Raw genomic sequence first — 21,615 nt, 5'->3', positions numbered from 1 at the left:
GGGGTGCCCGCCCCCGGCCGGAGGGTCACACCGCCCGGTAGCGCACCGGATCGTTGCCGACCGCCTCGGCCCGCCCCAGCTTCACCAGGCGCCGCACATGGGCCTCGGCCTCGGAGACCGCGATGTTCCGCGAGCCGTAGCGGATCTGGGCCCAGGGGCGGTTCCACTCCATCTGCTCGGCGAGCTGCCAGGGCGTGAGGGGCTCGGCGAGGAGGGCGAGCAGATCCGTCAGGCGTTCCTCGTGGTGGTCCAGGATCTCCCGCACGCGGGCCGGGGCGTCCGTGAACGCGTACTGGTGGGCGGGGAGCACCTCGGCGGGGCCCAGGCGGCCGATGCGCTCCAGGGAGTCGATGTAGTCGCCGAGCGGATCGGTGACGGTGTCGTCGTCGGGGTCCTCGTACAGGCCGATGTGCGGGGTGATCCCGGGGAGCAGATGGTCGCCGGAGAACAGACGTCCGTGGCCCGGCAGCCGCGCCGGGTGCTCCTCCTCCAGGTGCAGGCAGACGTGGCCGGGGGTGTGGCCGGGGGTCCAGATCGCGCGGAGTCTGCGCCCCGGCAGTCCGAGCAGCTCGCCCGGGGTGATGTCGCGGTCGGGGAGCGCGGCGGCCATGCCGGGGAGGCGGGGCGAGCGGCCCGCGTCACGGGCGGCGAGCAGCGGGGCCAGGTGGTCGGCGGGGGCGCCGGCGGCCGTCAGCTTCTCCACCATGTAGTCGAACCAGCGCGCGGGCGGCCCGCTCCGGGTGCGGCGCACGACCGACGCGTCCGCCGCGTGCATCGCGATCCACGCGCCCGATGCCTCGCGGACCTTGGCCGACAGGCCGTGGTGGTCGGGGTGGTGGTGGGTGATGACGATGCCGTGCACCGCCTCGACGGACGTGCCGCAGGCGGCGAGGCCGGAGGCGAGGGCGTCCCAGGAGGTGGGGTCGTCCCAGCCCGTGTCGATGAGGACCGGGCCGGCGTCCGTGTCCAGGAGGTGGACGAGGGTGAAGCCCAGGGGGTTGTCCGGGATCGGGACCTTGATGCTCCACACGCCCCCGCCGTGCTCGGTCACCTGCGGATCGGTCACCTGCGTCATCGGGCGCCCTCATCTCGTATCCGTCGCACGGCCACAGCCACGACCACGGCCGTCGTCACCCTAACTAGAACTAGTTCCAATGATCGCCCAAGTCGACCGTTTCGTCAGGCTACTTGAGTCTTGCCCTCCGTGGACTAGTGGAACTAGAACTGGTATCAGTTCTGAAACAGTGTCAGAAAGCGTGCCGCGCGCAGGCGGAATCCCGCAGGAGGCAGTCAGCCATGACCGAGCTCGTGGAACACGGACAGCTTTTCATCGGCGGGGAGCTGGTGGACCCGCACGGCAAGGGCGTCATCGAGGTGATCTCGCCGCACACCGGCCAGGTCTTCGCGCGGGTGCCGCACGCCGCGCCCGCCGACGTCGACCGGGCCGTCGCCACCGCGCGCAAGGCCTTCGACGAGGGTCCCTGGCCCCGGATGACGCTGGACGAGCGGATCGAGGTCATCACCAGGATCAAGGACGCGTTCGCCGTGCGGCACGAGGAGATCGCCCGCGTCATCAGCTCAGAGAACGGCACCCCGTACACCTCCAGCGTCATGGTGCAGGCCCTCGCCGCGATGATGGTCTGGGACTCGGCGCTCACGGTCGCGCGCGACTTCACGTACGAGGAGGCGCGCGACGGAGCGCTCGGCAAGATCCTCGTCCGGCGCGAACCGGTCGGCGTCGTGGCGGCCGTGGTGCCGTGGAACGTCCCGCAGTTCACCGCGGCGGCCAAGCTCGCGCCCGCGCTGCTCGCCGGGTGCCCGGTGATCCTCAAGACCTCGCCCGAGGCGCCGCTCGACGCGTACATACTCGCCGAGATCGCCACCGAGGCGGGGCTGCCGCAGGGCGTGCTCTCGATCATCTCGGCGGACCGCGAGGTGAGCGAGTACCTCGTCGGGCATCCCGGCGTCGACAAGGTGTCCTTCACCGGTTCCGTCGGCGCGGGCAAGCGCGTCATGGAGGTCGCGGCCCGCAATCTCACCCGCGTGACCCTGGAGCTGGGCGGCAAGTCGGCCGCGGTGATCCTGCCGGACGCGGACGCGTCGGCCGCGGTCGCCGGCATCGTCCCCTTCGCCTGGATGATCAACGGCCAGGCGTGTGTGGCCCAGACCCGCATCCTCGTGCCGCGCACGCGCTACGACGAGTTCGCCGAGGCCTTCGCCGCCGCGGCCGGTGCGCTCAAGGTCGGCGACCCGCTGGACCCGGAGACCGAACTGGGCCCGCTCGTCGCCCGGCGCCAGCAGCAGCGCTCGCTCGACTACATCCGCATCGGCCAGGAGGAGGGCGCCAAGATCCTGACGGGCGGCGGCCGTCCGGCCGGGCTCGACGAGGGCTGGTACGTCGAGCCGACGCTCCTGGGCGGCGTGGACAACTCGATGCGCGTGGCCCGCGAGGAGATCTTCGGCCCGGTCATCTGCCTTCTCCCGTACGGCGACGAGAGCGAGGCGGTGAAGATCGCCAACGACTCGGACTACGGGCTCAGCGGCAGCGTGTGGACGGGGGACGTGGAGCGCGGCATCGACGTGGCGCGCCGGGTGCGCACCGGAACGTACTCGGTGAACACCTTCAGCCTCGACATGCTCGGCCCGTTCGGCGGCTACAAGAACTCCGGTCTGGGGCGGGAGTTCGGGCCCGAGGGGTACGGCGAGTACTTCGAGCACAAGATGATCCACCTCCCCGCGGGCTATGAGGGGACCGGTGCCTGATGGGTGACCGCTGGCACGTCGAGGTGGACCGCTCGGTCTGCATCGGCTCCGGGATGTGCGTGATCACGGCGCCGGGCGGGTTCGCGCTCGACTCCGCCCGCCAGTCGCACCCCGCGGACCCCGAGACCGACGCCAACGAGAAGGTGCTCGAAGCGGCCGAGGGATGCCCGGTCGAGGCGATCACGATCACGTTGTCCGGGAGCGGGGAGGTCGTCTTCCCGCCGGAGGACTGACGGGGTCCGTCCGGGCGGTGGACTTTTGCTTCCGTGACGCCGTCCGAGCCGATTTGTGTATGCCTTGTGCCCATTATGTGTGCTCGAACGTGTGCGAACAGGACTTTACCCATGCGTTCCGCATGCCCGATCGATGACATCCGTGACTGTCCCTCCCCTTTGCGGCCTGGAAATCTCTCCTCCAGACGACATGGGGAGGGGACGCAGTGGACAAGCGGTACGAGGTCTACTGTCTGGCCGACAGGTACTTCTACGAGACTCCGGACCGTTTGTCCGCGGGCAAGGCCGCCCCCGAGTTCGGCACGGCGGGACGTCCGGTCCCGCAGGGATGGCGGTCGGCCCGCGAGGGCGACTGGCTCACCTTCATCCCCGTCGACGAGGACGGGCACGCACGGCCCGCGCCCCAGCAGGGCTGGAAGATCCACGTGTCCGCCACGCTGGAGAACGCCGACCGGATCGCCGCGGCGGTCTGGGACCACTGCGTGCCGCGCTCCGTCCCCTTCAAGTTCATCGCCGGACGGCACCTGCTGCACCTGCGCAACAGCAAGTACGCGGGACGCGACGGCAGCGGCAAGTTCGCCACGATCTACCCGGCCGACGAGGAACAACTGCACGCGATCCTCGCCGAGTTGGGCCGCGAGCTCGAAGGGCATGAGGGCCCCTACATCCTCACCGACCTGCGGTGGCAGGAGGGCCCGTTGTACGTCAGGTACGGCGCCTTCACCCGCCGCATGTGCGTGAACGAGCGCGGCAGCCTCGTCCCCGCGATCGAGAACGACCGGGGCGTCCTCGTCCCCGACTCGCGCGACCCGGCCTTCCGGGTCCCCGAGTGGGTGAAGCTGCCGCCGTTCCTGGAGTCCCAGCTGGCGGCGCGGAACAACACGACGACCACCGACCTGCCGTACCGCATGGAGAAGGCGCTGCACTTCTCCAACGGCGGCGGGGTCTACGCGGGTACCGACACCCGGGACGGCCGCAAGGTCGTCCTGAAGGAAGGCCGGCCGCACGCGGGCCTGGCATCCGACGGGGCCGACGCCGTGGCCCGCCTGGAGCGCGAGCGGGACGCGCTCGAGAGGCTGGCGGGCCTCGGTGTCGCGCCCGAGGTGCGCGACTGGTTCGAGCTCGGCGGCCACCGCTTCCTCGTCATGGACTTCGTCGAGGGCCGCACCCTCAACTCCTTCTTCGCGGACCGGCATCCGCTGCTCGTCAGCGAGCCGGACGCCGACGCGATCGCCACGTACACCGCCTGGGCGCTGCGGATGCACCGCGCCGTCGAGGAGGCCGTCGCGGCCGTGCACGAGCGGGGCGTCGTCTTCAACGACCTCCACATGTTCAACATCATGGTCGCGCCCGACGAACAGTCCGTCTCCCTCCTCGACTTCGAGGCGGCGACACGGGTCGGCGAGGGCGGCCGGCAGGTCGTGGCCCACCCCGGGTTCATCGCACCCGCCGACCGCGAGGGCGTGGACGTCGACCGCTACGCCCTCGCCTGTCTGCGGCTCGCCCTCTTCCTGCCGATCACCACCCTGCTCGCCGTCGACCGGGGCAAGGCGGCGCACCTCGCCGAGGTCATCGCGTCCCAATTCCCCGATGTGCCGGGCGAGTTCCTCGCCGATGCGGTGGCGGAGATCGAGCGCGGCGGCCAGGAGCAGGCCCGCGCGAAGGGCGCGGTCAAGACGACCGGAGGGCCGGGCGCGCCGCTCGTCGACGTCGCCGACTGGCCCTACAGCCGGGACTCGATGGTCAAGGCGATCCTCGCGTCGGCCACCCCGGAGCGCGACGACCGGCTCTTCCCCGGCGACATCGCGCAGTTCACCGACGGCGGCGGGCTCGGACTCGCGCACGGCGCCGCCGGAGTGCTGCTCGCCCTCGCCGAGAGCGGCGCCGAACGCTACGAGGAGGGCGAGCGCTGGCTCCTCAAGCACACCGAACCCGCCCCGCCCGGCACGCCGCTCGGGCTCAACAACGGCCTCGCGGGCATCGCCCACGTACTGGACCGGCTCGGTCACCGCACCCGCGCGCTCGACCTGATGGAGCTCGTCCTGCGGGAGAACTGGCAGCGGCTCCCCTCCGACCTGGACGGCGGCCTGGCCGGACTCGGCCTCGCCCTCGACTCCCTCGCGCACAGCACCGGCGAGGAAGAACTGGCCCAACACGCCCTACGCGCCGCCGAGTTGATCGGCGAGCGGCTGACCTCCGAGAGCCCCCCGAAGGGGCGGCCACGGGCCGGACTGCTGCACGGGGCCACCGGTCCCGCACTCCTCTTCCTGCGGCTCCACGAGCGGAGCGGCGACCCCGCGCTCCTCGACCTGGCGGAGCGGGCCCTGCGCGCCGACCTCGGCCGGTGCGTGGCACGGGCGGACGGCAGCCTCGGCGTGGACGAGGGCTGGCGCACGATGCCCTACCTCGGCGACGGCAGCGTCGGCATCGGGATGGTCGTCGACGACTACCTCGCGCACCGGGACGACGCCGGGTTCGAGGCCGCGCGGCCGGGCATCCTGGCCACCGCGCGCTCACGCTTCTGCGTACAGCCGGGTCTGTTCCAGGGGCGGGCCGGACTGCTGCTGCACATCAACCGCAGCACCGCGCCCGGCATCACCCCCGAGGACGTCGCCGCGCAGATCGAGGGACTCGGCTGGTTCGCCATGCCGTACGCGGGCCAACTCGCCTTCCCCGGACACCAGATGCTGCGCCTGTCCATGGACCTGCACACCGGAACGGCGGGCTGCCTCCTCGCGCTCGCCGCCGCCCTGGGGGACGGCGGAGCACACGTCCCCTTCCTGCCGCCGCTCAGGCGGCCCCAGAGCCGGTCCCGCCACCCAGCGGGGTCGTGACACCACCCATAAGGACAATTGCGTCCCCAAATGAGAGGGAAGATCATGGCGCTTCTCGACCTGCAGAGCATGGAGTCCGACGAGATGACCGGTGGCGGCGGCGGTGGCGGCAGCCAGGTGAGCCTGCTGCTGTGCTGGAGCGACGCGAGCGTGCTGCTCTGTCTGTGACGCCGACCCGTGCCTGATCGGCACGGTTCGTGAGGGACCGGGCGGGGCCTCATCCAGAGGCACCGCCCGGATCCATCGATGCCACGGACACCCGTCACGGACGGCCGCCACGGCCACTCCGCCACGGACACGAGGACTGCGAGGACCCGGACCGCATGGCGACCACGACCACCCGGCCTCCCCGACCCGACCACGACGCGGGCCTGTTGAAGGCCGCGACCCGCTACAGCGCCGCCCGCTGCGCGGCCCTGGCGCTGTGCAGCGTCGCGGGAGCGGGCGCGAGCCTCCTCCTGCCGTTCGCGATCGGCCGCGCCCTCGACGCCGTCCTCGCCGGGCACGCGGCCGGCCACGTCGGCGCCGACGCCACCCGCTGGCTCCTCGTGTGCACGGCGCTCATCGCAGCGAGCGCGCTCCTGGACGCCTGCGACGGCGTCCTCACCGGAACCACCAACGCCCGCACCACGGCCTGGCTGCGCGGCCGTGTCGGACGCCATGTGCTTGCCGTCGGGCCCCGCGCCACCGCGCGCTTCGCCCCCGGCGACCTGGTGGCCCGCCTCATCGACAACGCGGCACACGCGGGCGTCGCGCCCGCCACCCTCGCCGCGCTCGGCGCCGCCCTGGTCGCGCCCGTCGGCGCCGTGGTGGCCCTCGCCCTGATCGACGGCCGGCTCGCCGTGGTGTTCGTCGTCGGGGCGCCCGTCCTCGTCCTGCTCCTGCGGGCGTTCGTGCGCGTCTCGTCCGACTGCGTGGCGCGCTACCAGCAGGTCCAGGGTGACATCGCGGGGCGCCTGGGCGAGGCGATCGGCGGGGCCAGGACCATCGCGGCCGCGCGCACCGAGGAGAAGGAGGCGGGGCGCGTCCTGGGGGCGCTGCCCGAACTCTCCCGTCAGGGACACCGGATGTGGCGGGTCCAGGGCCGCTCCCAGGCGCAGGCCGTCGCGGTCGCGCCCCTCCTGCAGATCGCGGTCGTCGCGGTGGCGGGCCACCTGGTGGTCCAAGATCGCATCAGCGTCGGCGAGTTGCTGGCCGCCTCCCGGTACGCGGTGCTCGCCACCGGCATCGGCATGCTCGTCGGACAGCTGGGAGCGCTGGTCCGGGCCAGGGCCGCGGCGCGGCGCCTGGGGGAGGTGCTCGCGGAGCCCGCGACCGCGTACGGGGACGAGGAACTCCCGCCGGGCGACGGGAAGTTGGAGATACGAGGGGTCAAGGTGACCCGGGGCGGGCGCACCGTGCTCGACGGCGTCGACCTGACCGTGCCCGCCGGAGGCACGCTCGCCGTGGTCGGGCGCTCCGGCGCGGGCAAGTCCCTTCTGGCGTCCGTCGCCGGCCGCCTCGCCGACCCCGACGAAGGGGACGTACGACTCGACGGCGTCCCCCTGCGCGCCCTCAGCCGCGAGGAGCTGCGCCGCGAGGTGGGCTACGCCTTCGAGCGGCCCGCGCTGCTCGGCACGACCCTGGAGGACACGATCGGCTTCGGAGCACCGCGCCCGGCACCGCCCCGCATCCGCGAGGCCGCCCGCGCCGCCCACGCGGACCCCTTCATCACCCGCCTCCCCGGCGGCTACGCCACGCCCTGCGGGGAGGCGCCCCTCTCCGGAGGCGAGGCCCAACGCCTCGGCCTGGCGCGGGCGTTCGCGCGGGGCGGGCGCATCCTGATCCTGGACGACGCGATGTCGAGCCTGGACACCGTGACGGAACACCACATCGCCGAGGCCGTGCTCCACCACACCCCGCACCGCAGCCGCCTGATCATCGCCCACCGTGCGGCGACGGCGGCCCGCGCGGACACGGTGGCCTGGCTGCACGAAGGCCGGATCAGGGCGGTGGGGACGCACGCGCAGCTGTGGGAGCGGCCGGAGTACCGGGAGGTGTTCGGCGCGTGAAGGGACAGGCCTTCGGCGGGCCCCCGCGGGGCCCCTACCGCCGGGGCGTCCGCTTCCTGCGGCGCAGGTGGCCGGTCGTGCTGCGGCTCGCCCTCTGGTCCGTACTGGAGACCGGGCAGACCTTCCTCACCGGGTACGCCCTGGCCAGAGCCCTGGACGACGGGTTCCTCGCGGGGCGCGAGTCGGTCGGCCTGGGGTGGCTCGGGGCGGCCGGGCTCGGCGTGGTCGTGGCCGCGTACGGCACCGGGCGGGTGTACCGCGCGGTCGCCGATCTGGTGGAGCCGCTGCGGGACACCCTGGTGCGGCAGGTCGTCGGCCGGGGGCTGCGGGACGCGGACGGGGGGTCCGTGTCCCGGCTCACCCAGCAGGTGGAGATCGCCAGGGACACCTTCGCGGGCCTGGTCCTCGTCTCGCGCTCCTTCCTCTTCACGGCGGTGGGCGCGCTGATCGGCCTGTTCTCGCTGGCGCCGCTCCTCCTCCTGGTGGTCGCGCCGCCTCTCCTCGCCGGTGTCGCGCTGTTCGTGGCGAGTTTGCGCCCGTTGGCCCGGCGCCAGGAGCGGTTCCTCGACGCGGACGAGGGCATCGCGGGCCAACTGGGCGCGATCTCGCCGGGGCTGCGGGACGTCGCCGCGGCGGGCGCGGAACAGGGCGTGGCGGAGGACCTGGACCGGGGTATCGCCACGGAGTACGCGGCGGCCCGCGCCCTCGCCCGCTGGGGCGTCCTGCGCACGGCGGCCCTCGCGACCGGCGGCCAGCTCCCGCTCGTGCTGCTCCTGGTCACGGCTCCCTGGCTGCTGAACCAGGGGGTGACACCGGGCGCCCTGGTCGGGGCGATCGCCTACGTCACCCAGGCCCTGCTCCCGGCCCTGCACAACCTGATCAACGGCCTGGGCACGAGCGGCTCCCGCCTGGCCATCGTGCTGCGCCGCCTGACGTGGTCCCCGGGGGCGCGGGCGCCCGAGCCGGACCCGGAGGGCGTGCGGGCGACCGTGCCCGACGGGGAACCCGCCCTCCAGCTCTCCTCCGTCACCTTCGCCTACGGCCCGCTCGCCGAGCCCGTCGTACGGGACCTGACGCTCACCGTCCCGCAGGGCGGCCACCTGGCGGTCGTCGGCCCCAGCGGGATCGGGAAGTCGACGCTGGCCGGTCTGGTGGCGGGGCTGCTGGAGCCGGGGGAGGGGGTGGTCCGTGTGGGCGGGCGGCCGGTGCGGGGGCAGGAGGCCGTCGGGCGGCGGGTGCTGATCCCTCAGGAGGCGTACGTCTTCAGCGGGACGGTGCGGGAGAACCTGGAATACCTGCGGGCGGACGCCGTCGGCGACGCGGAGCTGCTGGCCGCCGCGTCGGCCGTCGGGCTCGGTGGCGTGATCGAGCGGCTCGGCGGGCTCGAGGCCGCCGTCGACCCCGCCGCGCTCTCCGCCGGTGAGCGGCAGCTGGTCGCGCTGACCCGCGCCTATGTCTCGTATGCGCCCCTCGCCCTGCTCGACGAGGCCACCTGCCACCTCGATCCGGTGGCGGAGGCCCGCGCCGAGCGGGCGTTCGCGGCGCGGCCCGGCGGCACCCTCGTGGTGATCGCCCACCGCATCAGCTCGGCCCGCCGCGCTGACCGGATCCTGGTGATGGACGGGACGCACACCCTGTGCGGCGGCCACGAGGAACTGCTGGAGAGTTCCTCGCTCTACCGCGAACTCTCCGGCAACTGGAGCCCCGCCGACCCCAAGGACAGGGCGTCACACCCAGCCCTCCCCGCGCGAGATCCGTATGGCGTCGATCCTGTTGCGGGCCCCCGTCTTGCGGGTGATGGCGGCCATGTAGTTGCGCACCGTGCCGTTGGTCAGATGCAGGCGGTGCGCGATCTCGGCGACGGGCGCGCCGCCGGCGGCGAGTGACAGCACCATCAACTCCCGGTGCGTGAGCGGCATCTGAGCGGCCTTCAGGAAGCCGAAACCCAGGGACTCGTCCACGAACCGCAGGCCCGCCGCCACCTGTCTTATCCCGGTGAGCAGCCGGTCCGGTGGGCTCGCCTTGTCCACATAGCCGAGGGCGCCCGCCTCCATGCAGCGCCGGAGCAGCCCTGGCCGGCTCCCGGAGACCAGGACGAGGAGCGGGCTGCCGAGCCCGCCGCTGACCGGATGGGACTGCTCCCCGAACTCGACGGACGCGTACGCCGTGTCGCCGTCGGGGTCGACCACACAGACGTCGGGACGCACCGCGACGGTTCGTTCGCGGACGTTGTGCCACGGTGCATGGGACACCTCCAGATCCGGCTCACGGGCGAGGCGTTCCGCCAGAGCCGATCGCAACAGACAGGCGTCGTGCACGAGAAGTACCCGGATCACGTCTCGCTCCTCCAGGTCTCCGCCTATTTCGGTCCCGGTCGCTTCATTCAGCACGTAGACCATTCATAGCGGCGCCGACGGCCCGTACGGATGCGAGAACTGGCCAAGCGGGACCAGGAGAGGCTCAGGGGCGCAATTGCCAGGCGCGCGTGCGCCCCCCGTGCCCCGATTCAGGGGGTGTGGACCGGGCGGTTCCGGGCAATACGCGAAGCTCTATGCGGTATCAGGAGACGTCAGGTCGATCAGGCGGCACACCATCTCGATGTCGATCTTGACCTGTGCGATCGACGCACGGCCCGAGAGCCAGGTGATCAGCGCGGAGTGCCAGGTGTGTTCGATGACCCGGACCGCCGAGAGCTGCTCGGGGGTCGGCGCTTCCGCCAGGCCCATCGCGTCCAGGATGATCGCCGTGGTCAGCCGCGAGACCGTGTCCACCTCGGGGCTCACGGAACGGTCGGCGAAGGTCAGCGCCCTGACCATCGCGTCCGCCAGATGCGGCTCGCGCTGCAGGGCGCGAAAGGCCCGCATCAGCGTCTCGGCGCACCGCTCGGCGGGCGTCTCGCCCGCGGGCGGGCGCTTACGGATCGTCGTGTGCATGTGCTGGAGCTGGTCCTGCATGGTGGCGACCAGGAGATGCACCTTGGAGGGGAAGTAGCGGTACAGCGTGCCCAGGGCCACGCTGGAGGACTCCGCGACCTCGCGCATCTGCACCGCGTCGAACCCGCCCCTGCTCGCGAGTTGGGCGCTGGCGTGCAGGATGCGGCGGCGGCGCGCCTCCTGCCGTTCGGTCAGGGGCGGCGACGCCGGATCAGCTGCTGCGACTTCCGCTGCCTTGGCTTCCGCTGTCATAGGTCCCGTTGTTCCGTCGTCCCGGTCCGGTGAGGTGGTGGGCCAGCATGGCAGGGGGCCAGCCGTGGCGCGAATCACCTGATCCGGGCCTTACAGCGCGGCTACCTGCCGGTAGATTCAAAGCTCGTTCAGCGATCATTCAACGATCAAGTCTGAAACTTGTTCTAGATTACCGTCCCGGCGTAACCTCGCGGACAACCGCAGGGAGAAGGGGGCCGAGAGTGACCGCTGAGGCCATGGAGGCGGGCCCCCGGACGGGGCCGGGCGCCGATGGGGAGCGTCCGTTGCGCATCGCTCTCCTCACGTACAAGGGAAACCCGTTCTGCGGGGGTCAGGGCGTCTACGTGCGGCACCTCTCGCGCGAGCTGGCCCGCCTGGGCCACAGCGTCGAAGTGATCGGCGCGCAGCCCTACCCCGTCCTGGACGAGGGCCTCGAAGGCCTCACGCTCACCGAGCTGCCGAGCCTCGATCTCTACCGCTCGCCCGACCCCTTCCGCACGCCGAAGCGCGACGAGTACCGCGACTGGGTCGACGCGCTCGAAGTGGCGACGATGTGGACCGGCGGCTTCCCCGAACCCGCGACGTTCAGCCTGCGCGCCCGCCGCCATCTGCGGGCCAGGCGGGGCGAGTTCGACGTCGTGCACGACAACCAGACACTCGGCTACGGCCTGTTGGGCGACCTCGGCGCCCCGCTCGTCTCGACGATCCACCACCCCATCACCGTGGACCGGAGGCTGGACCTGGAGGCGGCGCCCAGCTGGCGGCGCCGCATGTCGGTGCGCCGCTGGTACGCGTTCACCCGCATGCAGAAGCGCGTGGCCCGCCGCCTGCCCTCCGTGCTCACCGTCTCCGGCACCTCGCGCCAGGAGATTGTCGACCACCTCGGCGTACGCGACGAGCGCATCCACGTCGTGCACATCGGCGCCGACACCGACCTCTTCTCGCCGGACCCGGCGGTCGCCGAGGTGCCGGGCCGGATCGTCACGACGTCCAGCGCGGACGTCCCGCTCAAGGGCCTGATCTACCTCGTCGAGGCGCTCGCCAAGGTCCGCGCCGAGAACCCGGCCGCCCATCTCGTCGTCGTCGGCAAGCGCGCCGAGGACGGCCCGGTGGCGCAGGCCATCGGGAAGTACGGCCTCCAGGGCGCCATCGAGTTCGTCAAGGGCATCACCGACGAGGAGCTGGTGGACCTGGTCCGCTCGGCCGAGGTCGCGTGCGTCCCTTCGCTGTACGAGGGCTTCTCGCTCCCCGCGGCCGAGGCGATGGCGACGGGCACGCCGCTGCTCGCCACGACCGGCGGCGCGATCCCGGAGGTCGCGGGCCCGGACGGCGAGACCTGCCTGGCCGTGCCGCCCGCCGATCCCGGCGCGCTCGCCGCGGGCCTGAGCCGGCTGCTCGGCGACCGCGAGCTGCGGGCCCGCCTCGGCGCGGCGGGCCGTGAGCGTGTTCTCGCCAAATTCACCTGGGCCCGCGCCGCCCAGGGCACCGCAGAGCTGTACCGCGCGGCGATCGCCGCCCCCCACGCCCGAACCAACTCGCGCGGGGGGACCCCCATCGCGGCCCCGCAATCCGGCCGCCCCGCGGCCACCACCCCGACGTACTCCGGGAGCCATCGCTGATGCTGACCGTCGACTTCACCCGCTTCCCGCTCGCCGCGGGCGACCGCGTCCTGGACCTGGGCTGCGGCGCGGGCCGGCACGCCTTCGAGTGTTACCGGCGGGGGGCCCAGGTGGTGGCCCTCGACCAGAACGCCGAGGAGATCCGCGAGGTCGCCAAGTGGTTCGCCGCGATGAAGGAGGCGGGCGAGGCGCCGGCCGGCGCGACCGCCACCGCCATGGAGGGCGACGCGCTCAACCTTCCCTTCCCCGACGCCTCGTTCGACGTCGTCATCATCTCCGAGGTGATGGAGCACATCCCCGACGACAAGGGCGTGCTCGCGGAGATGGTCCGCGTCCTGAAGCCGGGCGGCCGCATCGCGGTCACCGTGCCGCGCTACGGCCCCGAGAAGATCTGCTGGGCGCTCAGCGACGCGTACCACGAGGTCGAGGGCGGCCACATCCGCATCTACAAGGCGGACGAACTGCTCGGCAGGATGCGCGAAGCGGGGCTGAAGCCGTACGGCACGCACCACGCGCACGCGCTGCACGCGCCGTACTGGTGGCTGAAGTGCGCGTTCGGCGTGGACAACGACAAGGCGCTGCCGGTGCGGGCGTACCACAAGCTCCTGGTCTGGGACATCATGAAGAAACCGCTGGCCACGAAGGTGGCGGAACAGCTGCTCAACCCGGTCGTGGGCAAGAGTTTCGTGGCGTACGCGACGAAGCCGCACCTGCCGAAGACCGACGCGAAGACCGACGCGTGACGAGCCCGGAGCGGACGGAACACCTGGTCCTGCCCGGTGTCCTGACGGCCGATCAGGCCACCCGGACGGTCCGCGGGATTCTGGCGGTCCAGCGCGAGGACGGCGCGATCCCGTGGTTCCGCGGCCACCACCTGGACCCGTGGGACCACACCGAGGCCGCCATGGCCCTGGACGCGGCCGGCGAGCACGCGGCGGCGGCCCGCGCCTACGACTGGCTGGCGCGGCACCAGAATCCGGACGGGTCCTGGTACGCGGCGTACGCCGACGGCGATCCGCACGACGTGACGGACCGGGGCCGCGAGACGAACTTCTGCGCGTACATCGCCGTGGGCGTCTGGCACCACTACCTCTCGACCGGCGACGACACGTTCCTGGACCGGCTGTGGCCGACGGTGGTGGCCGCGGTGGAGTTCGTCCTCGCGCTGCAGCAGCCGGGCGGCCAGATCGGCTGGAAGCGGGAGCCGGGCGGCCAGCCGGTCGACGAGGCGCTCCTGACGGGCAGTTCATCGATCCACCAGGCGCTGCGCTGCGCCCTGGCGATCGCCGAGCAGCGCGAGGAGCCGCAGCCGGACTGGGAGCTGTCGACGGGCGCCCTCGCCCACGCCATACGCAGCCACCCCGAGCGCTTCCTGGACAAGGACCGCTACTCGATGGACTGGTACTACCCGGTCCTCGGCGGCGCGCTGACGGGCGCGCAGGCCAAGGCCCGCCTGGAGGAGGGCTGGGACCGCTTCGTGGTGCCGGACCTCGGCGTGCGCTGCGTCATCCCCAACAACTGGGTGACGGGCGGCGAGAGCGCCGAACTCGCCCTGGCCCTGTGGGTGCTGGGCGAGTCCGACCGGGCCCTGGAGATCCTCCAGTCGATCCAGCACCTGCGGGACGCGGAGTCCGGCCTCTACTGGACGGGCTACGTCTTCGACGACAAGGCGATCTGGCCCGAGGAACTGACGACATGGACGGCGGGCTCCCTGCTGCTCGCGGTGGCGGCACTCGGCGGCGACGAGGCCACCTGCGCGGTGTTCTCGGGCGAACGCCTGCCGGTGGGCCTCGCGCCGGAGTGCTGCGGGGCGGCCCAGTAGGCGCTCAGTAGCGGCGGAGACGGCCCGCTATGGCGTGGCCGACGAAGACGTACACGAGAGCCGCCAGGCCGTAGCCGCAGACGACGCGGGCCCATGCTTCGTCGAAGGTGAACAAGTCATGGGACCAGCCGGCCAGCCAGCGGGCCACGTCGTGGATGAATTGGACGAGGTCGTTGGCGCGGTTCGCGTCCAACAGATACATGAGGATCCACAGGCCGAGGATGATGGCCATCACGTCCGCGACGATGACGACGACCCTCGCTGCAGTGCTGCCACGTGCTTGTCGGGTGGACATAAGAGCCGTGTACCGGGATCGGGCCGGTTGAAACCCGTACGGGCTCGCCCGAGTGGCGGGTCCCGCCGCCAGGGGTGAGGCTGCCGGGAGAGCTGTCCACTCCTGGAGGTCCCCGTGTCGCTGTCCGCTGCGGCCGTCCGCCGGCCCCTCGTCGCGTCCGTGCTGTGCGGCGCCCTGCTCGCGGGGGCGACCGCGTGCAACGACGACGCCGACGCGGCATCGGCGCCCTCGGCCTCCAGTTCCGCCGAGAAGCAGAAGTGGGCGAAGACGCGGTTCGTGGCGAACGCGGGGATCGCCGCCGGGGCCACCTACCAGTGGATCGTGAAGCCGTTCCGGGCCGGGAAGTTCAAGAAGGGCGCCGACGGGCGGAAGTTCGCCCTCATCAAGGCCGGGCTCGCGGGAACGCTCGCCTACAACCGTCTGAAGGCGGCGACGAAGAACGCCAAGGGCGACCCGACGCTGTCCAAGGCGGTGGCTCCGCTGACCGCGGGCATCGACGCCTTGAAGGATCTCCCCAAGAAGCTCCGCAAGGGCGACTCCACGGACTCGGTGGTGAACTCCTTCGACGACGTCATCAACCAGGTGAAGGACGCCGGGAAGAGCGCGGGGGCGGAAGTCAAGAACAAGGTGCCGTCCGCGGGGGAGCTGGCGAAGGGCTGAGCCCGGCTCCGGAGCCTCGCGCACCCTTTGTCTGCGTCGATCACCGGCTGTGCCGAGTCCGTCCCCGAACGCCGGACGGGCTGAGGAGTCAGCCGTTCAGCTCCGCCAGCACCCGCAACGTATGACGGTCCGGCGCGAGGACCAGCAGATCCGTCACCGGGCCCTTGCGCCACAACTCCAGCCGCTCCGCGATCCGTTCCCGGGGGCCGACCAGGGAGATCTCGTCCGCGAACCGGTCCGGCACCGCCAGGACCGCCTCTTCCCGGCGCCCCGCCAGAAACAGCTCCTGAATTCGCCGGGCCTCCTCCTCGAACCCCATGCGCGCCATCAGATCCGCATGAAAGTTTCGCGCGGAGGCCCCCATTCCGCCGATATAGAACCCCAGCATCGCCTTGACCGGAAGCAAGCCTTCCGCCACGTCGTCGCAGACCTTCGCCCGCGCCATGGGCGCGACCATGAAGCCCTCCCGCGCTTCCGCGAGCGACGCCTCGTACACGTCGGACCGCATCGGCGACCAGTAGAGAGGCAGCCAGCCGTCCGCTATCCGCGCCGTCTGGGCGATGTTCTTCGGGCCCTCCGCGCCGAGCAGCACCGGCAGCTCCGCCCGCAGCGGGTGCGTGATCGGCTTCAGGGGTTTGCCAAGACCGCTGCCGTCGTCACCCCGGTACGGGTGCGAGTGGAAGCGGCCGTCGAGGGCGACCGGGGCCTCCCGCCGCAGCACCTGGCGGATCACGTCGACGTACTCCCGCGTCGCGGTCAGCGGCGACTTCGGGAACGCCCTGCCGTACCACCCCTCCACCACCTGCGGCCCCGAAAGCCCGAGCCCGAGCATCATCCGCCCACCGGACAGGTGGTCCAGGGTCAGTGCGTGCATCGCGGTCGTCACGGGCGAGCGCGCCGCCATCTGCACGACCGCCGTGCCCAGCTTGATCCGTGAGGTCTGCGCCGCGATCCAGGTCAGGGGAGTGAAGGCGTCGGAGCCCCACGCCTCCGCCGTCCACACGGAGTCGTAGCCGAGCCGCTCCGCCTCCTGGGCGAGCTCCACGTGCCCGGGATCGGGGCCGCGCCCCCAGTAGCCGAGTGCGAGTCCCAGGCGCATGCCCATACCCCGATTCATTCTGACGAGTCGTCAGTTCGACGCGAGGTGGCGACTGTACGACAACGGCCCCCCGCCCGGAAGGGCGAGGGGCCGCGAGGTGCGTCGGAGATCAGCCGCGCTGAATCCCCGTGGTGTCCTGCAGCACGCCGCGACGGCCGTCCTGCGTCTGGGCCACCAGGCCGGGACCGCGCTGCTCGACGGCCAAGTACCAGGTGCCGGGCGCCAGTTCGGCGATCGGCGTCGGCGAACCGTCCTCCGCGTACAGCGGACGCGGCACCGGCACGGCGAACCAGAACGGCGAGAAGTCACCGGTGGCCTGCGCCTGCCCGGGAGGCGGCGTCTGCTGCCCCGGCTGCGGCTGACCCGGCTGGGCGCCGTAGGGCTGACCCTGCTGCGGCTGACCGGCCTGTGAGCCGTACGGCTGGCCCTGCTGCGGCTGACCCTGCGCACCGGGGTACCCGTACCCACCCTGCGGCTGGCCGCCGTAGGGCTGGGGGGCGGCGGGGCGGGGGGCGCCCATGAGGGGGGCCTTCAGGGCAGGCACCAGCGCCGTCGTGACCGCGGCGGCGGCCAGGACCAGGGCGGCGATCAGGCCCAGGATGAGACCGATACCGGCGTCAGGCCCGCCATCCCCGCCGCTCAGGCCGCTGTCGAACAGGAAGCCGTAGGACTGGTCGGCATCGAAGATCGCGCCCAGCGAGCTCCACGCGGCAGCGATGGTGAAGGCAACGCCGAGCTGTCCCAGGTCGAGGCCCGCAACCTTGCGCGGCTGCGGGAGCGCACGGCCCACGACAATGAGTGCGGCGCCGATGATGCCGAGCAGGTACACGCTCAGCAGCAGGTTGCCGTTCTCCCATGCGTTGGGGAGCTTGTCGCTGTCGCCGCCGTCGGCGTCAAGGGTGTCGAGGAAAGAGGCGATGAAGAGCAACACCGCTGCCCCGATCACCACGCCGTCGCCTCGAGTGAGAGAGCGGATATTCACTTCAGGTCCTTCGTAAGTCGTCTCGTCGGTGGAGGCGTCGCTCGCCCCAGGTCGCGGCGCGGAGCGCGGGGATGGCCCCCCATCGTACGGAGGACATTATCGTTCGCACGGGTGGGGTGTCTGCTCGGCATAAAGAGCTACCGACCCGTTATCCCCGCAGAAAGCTCACGATTCCGTCCGAGATCCCCCGCGCCGCCTTCTGCCGCCAGGCGCCGTTCGTGAGCAACGCCTCGTCCTTCGCGTCCCGCATGTTCCCGCACTCGATGAACACCTTGGGGACGGTGGAGAGGTTCAGGCCGCCCAGATCCTTGCGTACGTCGAGTCCCGTGCCGTCACCGATGTAGTTGGACGGGGCGCTGCCCGTCGCGAGCAGGAACTTGCCCGCGATGCGCTCGCCCAAGTCGCGTGACGGGACGACGATCTTGGAGGTGTCCGCGGCGCCGGACTTCACCGATGCGGGCAGGATCACATGGAAGCCACGGTTGCCCGACCCCGAGCCGTCGGCGTGCACGGAGACGACGGCGTCGGCGTGGGCGTCGTTGCCGATGCGGGCGCGCTCGTCGACGCAGGGGCCCCAGGGGCGGTCGCCGTCCTGGGTGAACTTGACCGTGGCGCCCTGCTTCTCGAGCAGCGTGCGCAGGCGGCGCGAGACGTCGAGGGTGAACTGGGCCTCGGTGTAACCGTGGTTGGTGGAGGTGCCCGTGGTGTCGCACTCCTTGCGGTGCGTGCCGACGTTCACCAGACGGTTGATCTCGGCCGTGTGCCTGCCGTTGCCGGTGTTGTGGCCGGGGTCGACGACGACGACCTTGCCCTTGAGGGGACCGGACGCGGCGGGGCGGCCCGACGACGGAGGCTTCGTCGTGCTCGGTTCGTCACTCGCCTTGCCGTCGGCCTCGTCGCCCTTCCCCTTCTCGTCCTTGTCGTCCTTCCCGGACGTCGACGGGGACGGCTGGGGGGACGACGAACCCTGCGCGGACTGGCTCGTGGCGGGGAGCGATCTCGGCGGCTCGCTGCCCCCGGGGCCGCTCGTCGCCTCGTAAATGAGCCACCCCGCCAGGCACGTCGGCACCAGCGCGGCGAGCGTCACGGTGAGGGGGCCGCCGGTGAAACGGCGGGGCGGGCGTGGGGGCTGGCTGTCCGGACCTACGTACGACACGAGAGCGACTCTAACCGCGAGGTCAGATCCCCGCTCCCGTTCGCCGCAGGACGCGCAGCGAGTCGGTTGCCGAGACCTCGGTGAAAGCGCCGGACTCCAGTGCCCTGAGGTAGACGCGGTACGGTGCCTGGCCGGTCATGATGTCCGCCGGGTCCGGGAAGACGTCGTGGATCAGGAGCAGGCCGCCGTCGGCGATGTGCGGGGCCCAGCCCTCGTAGTCGCCACTCGCGTGCTCGTCCGTGTGGCCGCCGTCGATGAAGACCAGACCGAGCGGTCCGCCCCACGCCTTCGCCACCTGCGGCGAGCGGCCGACGATCGCGATCACGTGCTCTTCCAGGCCCGCGTGGTGGAGCGTGCGGCGGAAGGTGGGGAGCGTGTCCATCCGGCCGAGCTCCGGGTCGACCGTCGCCGGGTCGTGGTACTCCCAGCCCGGCTGCTGCTCCTCGCTGCCGCGGTGGTGGTCCACCGTGATCGCCGTGACACCCGCCCGGCGTGCGGCGTCGGCGAGCAGGATCGTGGAGCGGCCGCAGTACGTCCCGACCTCCAGGAGCGGCAGACCGAGCGCCGCCGCTTGTGCCGCCGCCGCGTACAGGGCAAGGCCCTCGTCGGCGGGCATGAATCCCTTGGCCGCTTCGAAGGCGGCGAGGATCTCCGGCTGAGGGGCGGCGGGGGCGGGGGCGGCCATGGGGGTTCCTCCCGGTCGTGAACGCGGTGGGGTCGGGAATGCGGTGAAGCGGGGAATGCGGTGAGGTCGGGACTGCGATGAGGCCCGACTGTGGGCCGCCCCATGCTGCCGCATGGCCCGGCCGTTCATGGAGGCGGGGCTGTCCAGGGAGTTTGCCCGACACCGGCTCCGCCGAGTCCGTCCACGAACGCCGGACGGGCCGAAGGATTCACCCCGGTCAGGGGTGGGATCTTTCGGCCCGTCCGGCGCTTCCCGTCGCTTACGCCAGCACGTCGCTCCCGCCCGGCAGCAGAAGGTCCATCTCCACCGCGCGGTCGTCCCCGCGGTGCGCCGCCGCCGAGGCGAGCGGGGCATGGCCCGCGGCCGTTGCCGCGAGGACGTACGAACCGTCGCCCGGCACCGCCAGCTCGTAGCGCCCGCCGTCGTCCGTCAACGCCGAACCGGCCTGCTTCCCCCGGCGGTCGATCAGCGTCACCTTGGCCCGTGCGACCGGCGCCCCGGAAGGGCTCAGCACCCGGCCGTGGAAGCCGGCGAGCGCCTCCGTCGCGGCGCGCAGGTTCGCGTCCTCCTCGCTGCTGGCCCGGAGCTGGGTCTTGACCGAGCGGCGGGCGGAGGGGAGGAACAGGGCGAAGACGAGGCCCAGGGCGACCGCGCCCGTGGCGATCAGGAAGGACGTGCGGAAGCCCGTCATGGTCGGGATGGCGACACCGCCCACGTGGTCCGCCGTGTTGGCGAGGACCATGCCGATCACGGCGCTCGACACGGACGTACCGATCGAGCGCATCAGGGTGTTGAGGCCGTTCGCCGCGCCCGTCTCCGAAGGGGGCACGGCGCCGATGATCAGGGCCGGGAGCGAGGAGTAGGCCAGGCCGATGCCCGCGCCCACGACCACCGCGATGATGATCGTCTGCCAGGCGGCGCTCATCAGGCCGAGCCCCGCGCCGTAGCCGATCGCGATGATCAGCATGCCGAGGATGAGGGTCACCTTCGGGCCGTACTTCGCCGAGAGGCGGGCGTAGACCGGGGCCGTGAACATCATGGTCAGGCCCAGCGGTGCCACGCACAGGCCCGCGACGACCATGGACTGGCCGAGGCCGTAGCCGGTGGCGGTCGGGAGCTGGAGCAGCTGGGGCAGGACGAGCGAGATGGCGTAGAACGCGACGCCGACCATGATCGAGGCCAGGTTGGTGAACAGGACCGCGGGGCGTGCCGTCGTGCGCAGGTCCACCAGCGGCGCCTTGAGGCGCAGCTCCATCACGCCCCACAGGACCAGGACGAGCGCCGCCGCGCCGAACAGGCCGAGGGTCAGGCCCGAGGTCCAGCCCCAGTCGCTGCCCTTGGTGATGGGCAGGAGGAAGAGGACGAGGCCCGCGGAGAGGCCGAGCGCGCCGATCACGTCGAAGGTGCCCTGCGCCTTCACCTTGCTCTCGGGCACGAAGACGACGGTCAGGAGCATCGATATGACGCCGAGGCCCGCCGCGCCGAAGAACAGGGCGTGCCAGTCGGCGTGCTGCGCGGTCAGTGCCGCGAGCGGCAGCGCGAGGCCGCCGCCGACGCCGATGGAGGAGCTCATCAGGGCCATCGCGGAGCCGAGCTTCTCGCGGGGCAGCTCGTCGCGCATCAGGCCGATGCCGAGCGGGATGGCGCCCATCGCGAAGCCCTGGAGGGCGCGGCCGACGATCATCACGACGAGGTCGTCGGTGAAGCCGCAGACCAGGGAGCCGACGACCATCACGGCCAGGCTCGTCAGAAGCATGCGGCGCTTGCCGTAGAGGTCACCGAGGCGGCCCATGATCGGGGTCGACACGGCGCCCGCGAGCAGGGTCGCCGTCATGACCCAGGTGGCGTTCGACGGCGTGGTGTCGAGCAGCGTCGGCAGGTCCTTGATGACCGGCACCAGGAGCGTCTGCATCACCGCGACGACGATGCCGGCGAAGGCGAGTACGGGGACGACTCCGCGGGTGCCGCGTTGGTGGGTCGTCGGCTGCGTCATTACGTGGGGCCTCCGGGGGCGGTGCAGGTGTCGGCAGGGGTACGTGCAAGACGAACCTGTTTCCCGGGGCGACTATTCCGACGGATGTCGTACGAGGGAAAGTCTTGACCTGTTGTTAACCGGTTGGTTAAGGGGGCCCGCGGTCGCGGGAGAAGCGGACCCGTATCTGACCTTCCGTCAGATTGGAACGTGTTCTAGTCTGTCGCCGTCCCGGAAGCTGCTACCGGCGAGGACGCGC

General features: G+C 72.0%; 18 protein-coding genes and 1 pseudogene. 10 read left to right on the top strand and 9 right to left on the bottom strand.

Translation table 11 applies throughout. The features are described from left to right. Positions 1-25: 25 nt before the first annotated feature. Complete coding sequence (locus ACIGXX_RS11985) at positions 26-1,075, bottom strand: MBL fold metallo-hydrolase (RefSeq protein WP_351159900.1); 1,050 nt, start codon at positions 1,073-1,075, stop codon at positions 26-28. Between the two features lie 221 nt (positions 1,076-1,296). On the opposite strand from ACIGXX_RS11985, the gene ACIGXX_RS11980 reads away from it, so the two are divergent. The 6 genes from ACIGXX_RS11980 to ACIGXX_RS11955 all read left to right on the top strand — a co-directional run bounded on the left by ACIGXX_RS11980 (position 1,297) and on the right by ACIGXX_RS11955 (position 9,767). Next, complete coding sequence (locus ACIGXX_RS11980; RefSeq protein ID WP_351159897.1) at positions 1,297-2,763, top strand: aldehyde dehydrogenase; 1,467 nt, start codon at positions 1,297-1,299, stop codon at positions 2,761-2,763. Continuing rightward, positions 2,763-2,996: a ferredoxin gene (locus tag ACIGXX_RS11975; RefSeq protein ID WP_344521034.1), complete on the top strand. Its 234-nt coding sequence runs from the start codon at positions 2,763-2,765 to the stop codon at positions 2,994-2,996. Before ACIGXX_RS11980 ends, ACIGXX_RS11975 begins: the two co-directional genes overlap by 1 nt. Positions 2,997-3,202: 206 nt before the next feature. Continuing rightward, complete coding sequence (lanKC, locus tag ACIGXX_RS11970) at positions 3,203-5,830, top strand: class III lanthionine synthetase LanKC (protein ID WP_351159894.1); 2,628 nt, start codon at positions 3,203-3,205, stop codon at positions 5,828-5,830. Positions 5,831-5,875: 45 nt separating this feature from the next. Continuing rightward, entirely contained in the window at positions 5,876-5,998 is a 123-nt protein-coding gene (locus ACIGXX_RS11965) for a SapB/AmfS family lanthipeptide (RefSeq protein ID WP_351159892.1), read from the top strand. A gap of 155 nt (positions 5,999-6,153) precedes the next feature. Further along, entirely contained in the window at positions 6,154-7,881 is a 1,728-nt protein-coding gene (locus ACIGXX_RS11960) for an ABC transporter ATP-binding protein (RefSeq protein ID WP_351159889.1), read from the top strand. Continuing rightward, complete coding sequence (locus ACIGXX_RS11955; protein ID WP_399974964.1) at positions 7,878-9,767, top strand: ATP-binding cassette domain-containing protein; 1,890 nt, start codon at positions 7,878-7,880, stop codon at positions 9,765-9,767. The genes ACIGXX_RS11960 and ACIGXX_RS11955 overlap by 4 nt, the downstream gene beginning before the upstream one ends. On the opposite strand, the pseudogene ACIGXX_RS11950 reads toward ACIGXX_RS11955, so the two are convergent. Further along, a pseudogene (locus ACIGXX_RS11950) lies at positions 9,693-9,935 on the bottom strand (LuxR C-terminal-related transcriptional regulator); the annotation flags it as partial. The gene ACIGXX_RS11955 and the pseudogene ACIGXX_RS11950 overlap by 75 nt on opposite strands. 495 nt (positions 9,936-10,430) lie before the next feature. Next, positions 10,431-11,066: a TetR family transcriptional regulator gene (locus tag ACIGXX_RS11945; RefSeq protein ID WP_351159885.1), complete on the bottom strand. Its 636-nt coding sequence runs from the start codon at positions 11,064-11,066 to the stop codon at positions 10,431-10,433. A gap of 221 nt (positions 11,067-11,287) precedes the next feature. On the opposite strand from ACIGXX_RS11945, the gene ACIGXX_RS11940 reads away from it, so the two are divergent. From ACIGXX_RS11940 to ACIGXX_RS11930, 3 genes are read left to right on the top strand one after another with little or no spacing between them, the layout of a single operon-like run. Then, positions 11,288-12,685: a glycosyltransferase family 4 protein gene (locus ACIGXX_RS11940; RefSeq protein ID WP_399974961.1), complete on the top strand. Its 1,398-nt coding sequence runs from the start codon at positions 11,288-11,290 to the stop codon at positions 12,683-12,685. After that, the gene (locus tag ACIGXX_RS11935) at positions 12,685-13,428 is read left to right on the top strand and encodes a class I SAM-dependent methyltransferase (RefSeq protein ID WP_351159880.1); all 744 of its coding nucleotides are present in this window, start codon (positions 12,685-12,687) and stop codon (positions 13,426-13,428) included. Before ACIGXX_RS11940 ends, ACIGXX_RS11935 begins: the two co-directional genes overlap by 1 nt. Continuing rightward, on the top strand, positions 13,425-14,507 hold the full coding sequence (locus tag ACIGXX_RS11930) for a prenyltransferase (protein WP_366462100.1): 1,083 nt from the start codon (positions 13,425-13,427) through the stop codon (positions 14,505-14,507). The genes ACIGXX_RS11935 and ACIGXX_RS11930 overlap by 4 nt, the downstream gene beginning before the upstream one ends. A gap of 4 nt (positions 14,508-14,511) precedes the next feature. On the opposite strand, the gene ACIGXX_RS11925 is transcribed toward ACIGXX_RS11930, so the two are convergent. Beyond that, positions 14,512-14,802 carry a hypothetical protein gene (locus tag ACIGXX_RS11925; protein ID WP_344521026.1) on the bottom strand — a complete coding sequence of 97 codons (291 nt, stop codon included), beginning with the start codon at positions 14,800-14,802 and terminating at the stop codon, positions 14,512-14,514. Between the two features lie 114 nt (positions 14,803-14,916). Here ACIGXX_RS11925 and ACIGXX_RS11920 point away from each other — a divergent pair, with 114 nt between their 5' ends. After that, entirely contained in the window at positions 14,917-15,462 is a 546-nt protein-coding gene (locus ACIGXX_RS11920; RefSeq protein WP_351159872.1) for a hypothetical protein, read from the top strand. An 88-nt stretch (positions 15,463-15,550) separates the two neighbouring features. Here the strand turns inward: ACIGXX_RS11920 and ACIGXX_RS11915 are convergent, their stop codons facing one another. The 5 genes from ACIGXX_RS11915 to ACIGXX_RS11895 all read right to left on the bottom strand — a co-directional run bounded on the left by ACIGXX_RS11915 (position 15,551) and on the right by ACIGXX_RS11895 (position 21,377). Continuing rightward, positions 15,551-16,561: an LLM class F420-dependent oxidoreductase gene (locus ACIGXX_RS11915; RefSeq protein ID WP_383818932.1), complete on the bottom strand. Its 1,011-nt coding sequence runs from the start codon at positions 16,559-16,561 to the stop codon at positions 15,551-15,553. Positions 16,562-16,670: 109 nt separating this feature from the next. Further along, positions 16,671-17,543 carry a hypothetical protein gene (locus tag ACIGXX_RS11910; protein ID WP_383818487.1) on the bottom strand — a complete coding sequence of 291 codons (873 nt, stop codon included), beginning with the start codon at positions 17,541-17,543 and terminating at the stop codon, positions 16,671-16,673. Between the two features lie 148 nt (positions 17,544-17,691). Next, positions 17,692-18,699, bottom strand: coding sequence for an N-acetylmuramoyl-L-alanine amidase (locus ACIGXX_RS11905; RefSeq protein ID WP_399974955.1), 1,008 nt, complete (start codon positions 18,697-18,699; stop codon positions 17,692-17,694). Between the two features lie 22 nt (positions 18,700-18,721). Next, positions 18,722-19,384: a class I SAM-dependent methyltransferase gene (locus tag ACIGXX_RS11900; protein ID WP_351159864.1), complete on the bottom strand. Its 663-nt coding sequence runs from the start codon at positions 19,382-19,384 to the stop codon at positions 18,722-18,724. A 259-nt stretch (positions 19,385-19,643) separates the two neighbouring features. Next, a complete protein-coding gene (locus ACIGXX_RS11895; RefSeq protein WP_366462103.1) occupies positions 19,644-21,377 on the bottom strand; it encodes an MFS transporter in 1,734 nt (577 codons plus the stop codon). Between the last annotated feature and the right edge of the window lie 238 nt (positions 21,378-21,615).

The sequence above is a fragment of the Streptomyces sp. NPDC055243 genome, from assembly GCF_044544025.1.
Taxonomy (GTDB): domain Bacteria; phylum Actinomycetota; class Actinomycetes; order Streptomycetales; family Streptomycetaceae; genus Streptomyces.
Note: the sequence above shows the minus strand (reverse complement) of the source record. Positions and strands in the feature narration are given on the sequence as shown.

Bases quoted from the DNA above. Each gene is read 5' to 3' on its own strand.
- ACIGXX_RS11985 (WP_351159900.1), bottom strand. From the start codon at position 1,075: ATGACGCAGGTGACCGATCCGCAGGTGACCGAGCACGGCGGGGGCGTG.
- ACIGXX_RS11980 (WP_351159897.1), top strand. From the start codon at position 1,297: ATGACCGAGCTCGTGGAACACGGACAGCTTTTCATCGGCGGGGAGCTG.
- ACIGXX_RS11975 (WP_344521034.1), top strand. From the start codon at position 2,763: ATGGGTGACCGCTGGCACGTCGAGGTGGACCGCTCGGTCTGCATCGGC.
- ACIGXX_RS11965 (WP_351159892.1), top strand. From the start codon at position 5,876: ATGGCGCTTCTCGACCTGCAGAGCATGGAGTCCGACGAGATGACCGGT.
- ACIGXX_RS11960 (WP_351159889.1), top strand. From the start codon at position 6,154: ATGGCGACCACGACCACCCGGCCTCCCCGACCCGACCACGACGCGGGC.
- ACIGXX_RS11945 (WP_351159885.1), bottom strand. From the start codon at position 11,066: ATGACAGCGGAAGCCAAGGCAGCGGAAGTCGCAGCAGCTGATCCGGCG.
- ACIGXX_RS11935 (WP_351159880.1), top strand. From the start codon at position 12,685: ATGCTGACCGTCGACTTCACCCGCTTCCCGCTCGCCGCGGGCGACCGC.
- ACIGXX_RS11925 (WP_344521026.1), bottom strand. From the start codon at position 14,802: ATGTCCACCCGACAAGCACGTGGCAGCACTGCAGCGAGGGTCGTCGTC.
- ACIGXX_RS11915 (WP_383818932.1), bottom strand. From the start codon at position 16,561: ATGCGCCTGGGACTCGCACTCGGCTACTGGGGGCGCGGCCCCGATCCC.
- ACIGXX_RS11900 (WP_351159864.1), bottom strand. From the start codon at position 19,384: ATGGCCGCCCCCGCCCCCGCCGCCCCTCAGCCGGAGATCCTCGCCGCC.
- ACIGXX_RS11895 (WP_366462103.1), bottom strand. From the start codon at position 21,377: ATGACGCAGCCGACGACCCACCAACGCGGCACCCGCGGAGTCGTCCCC.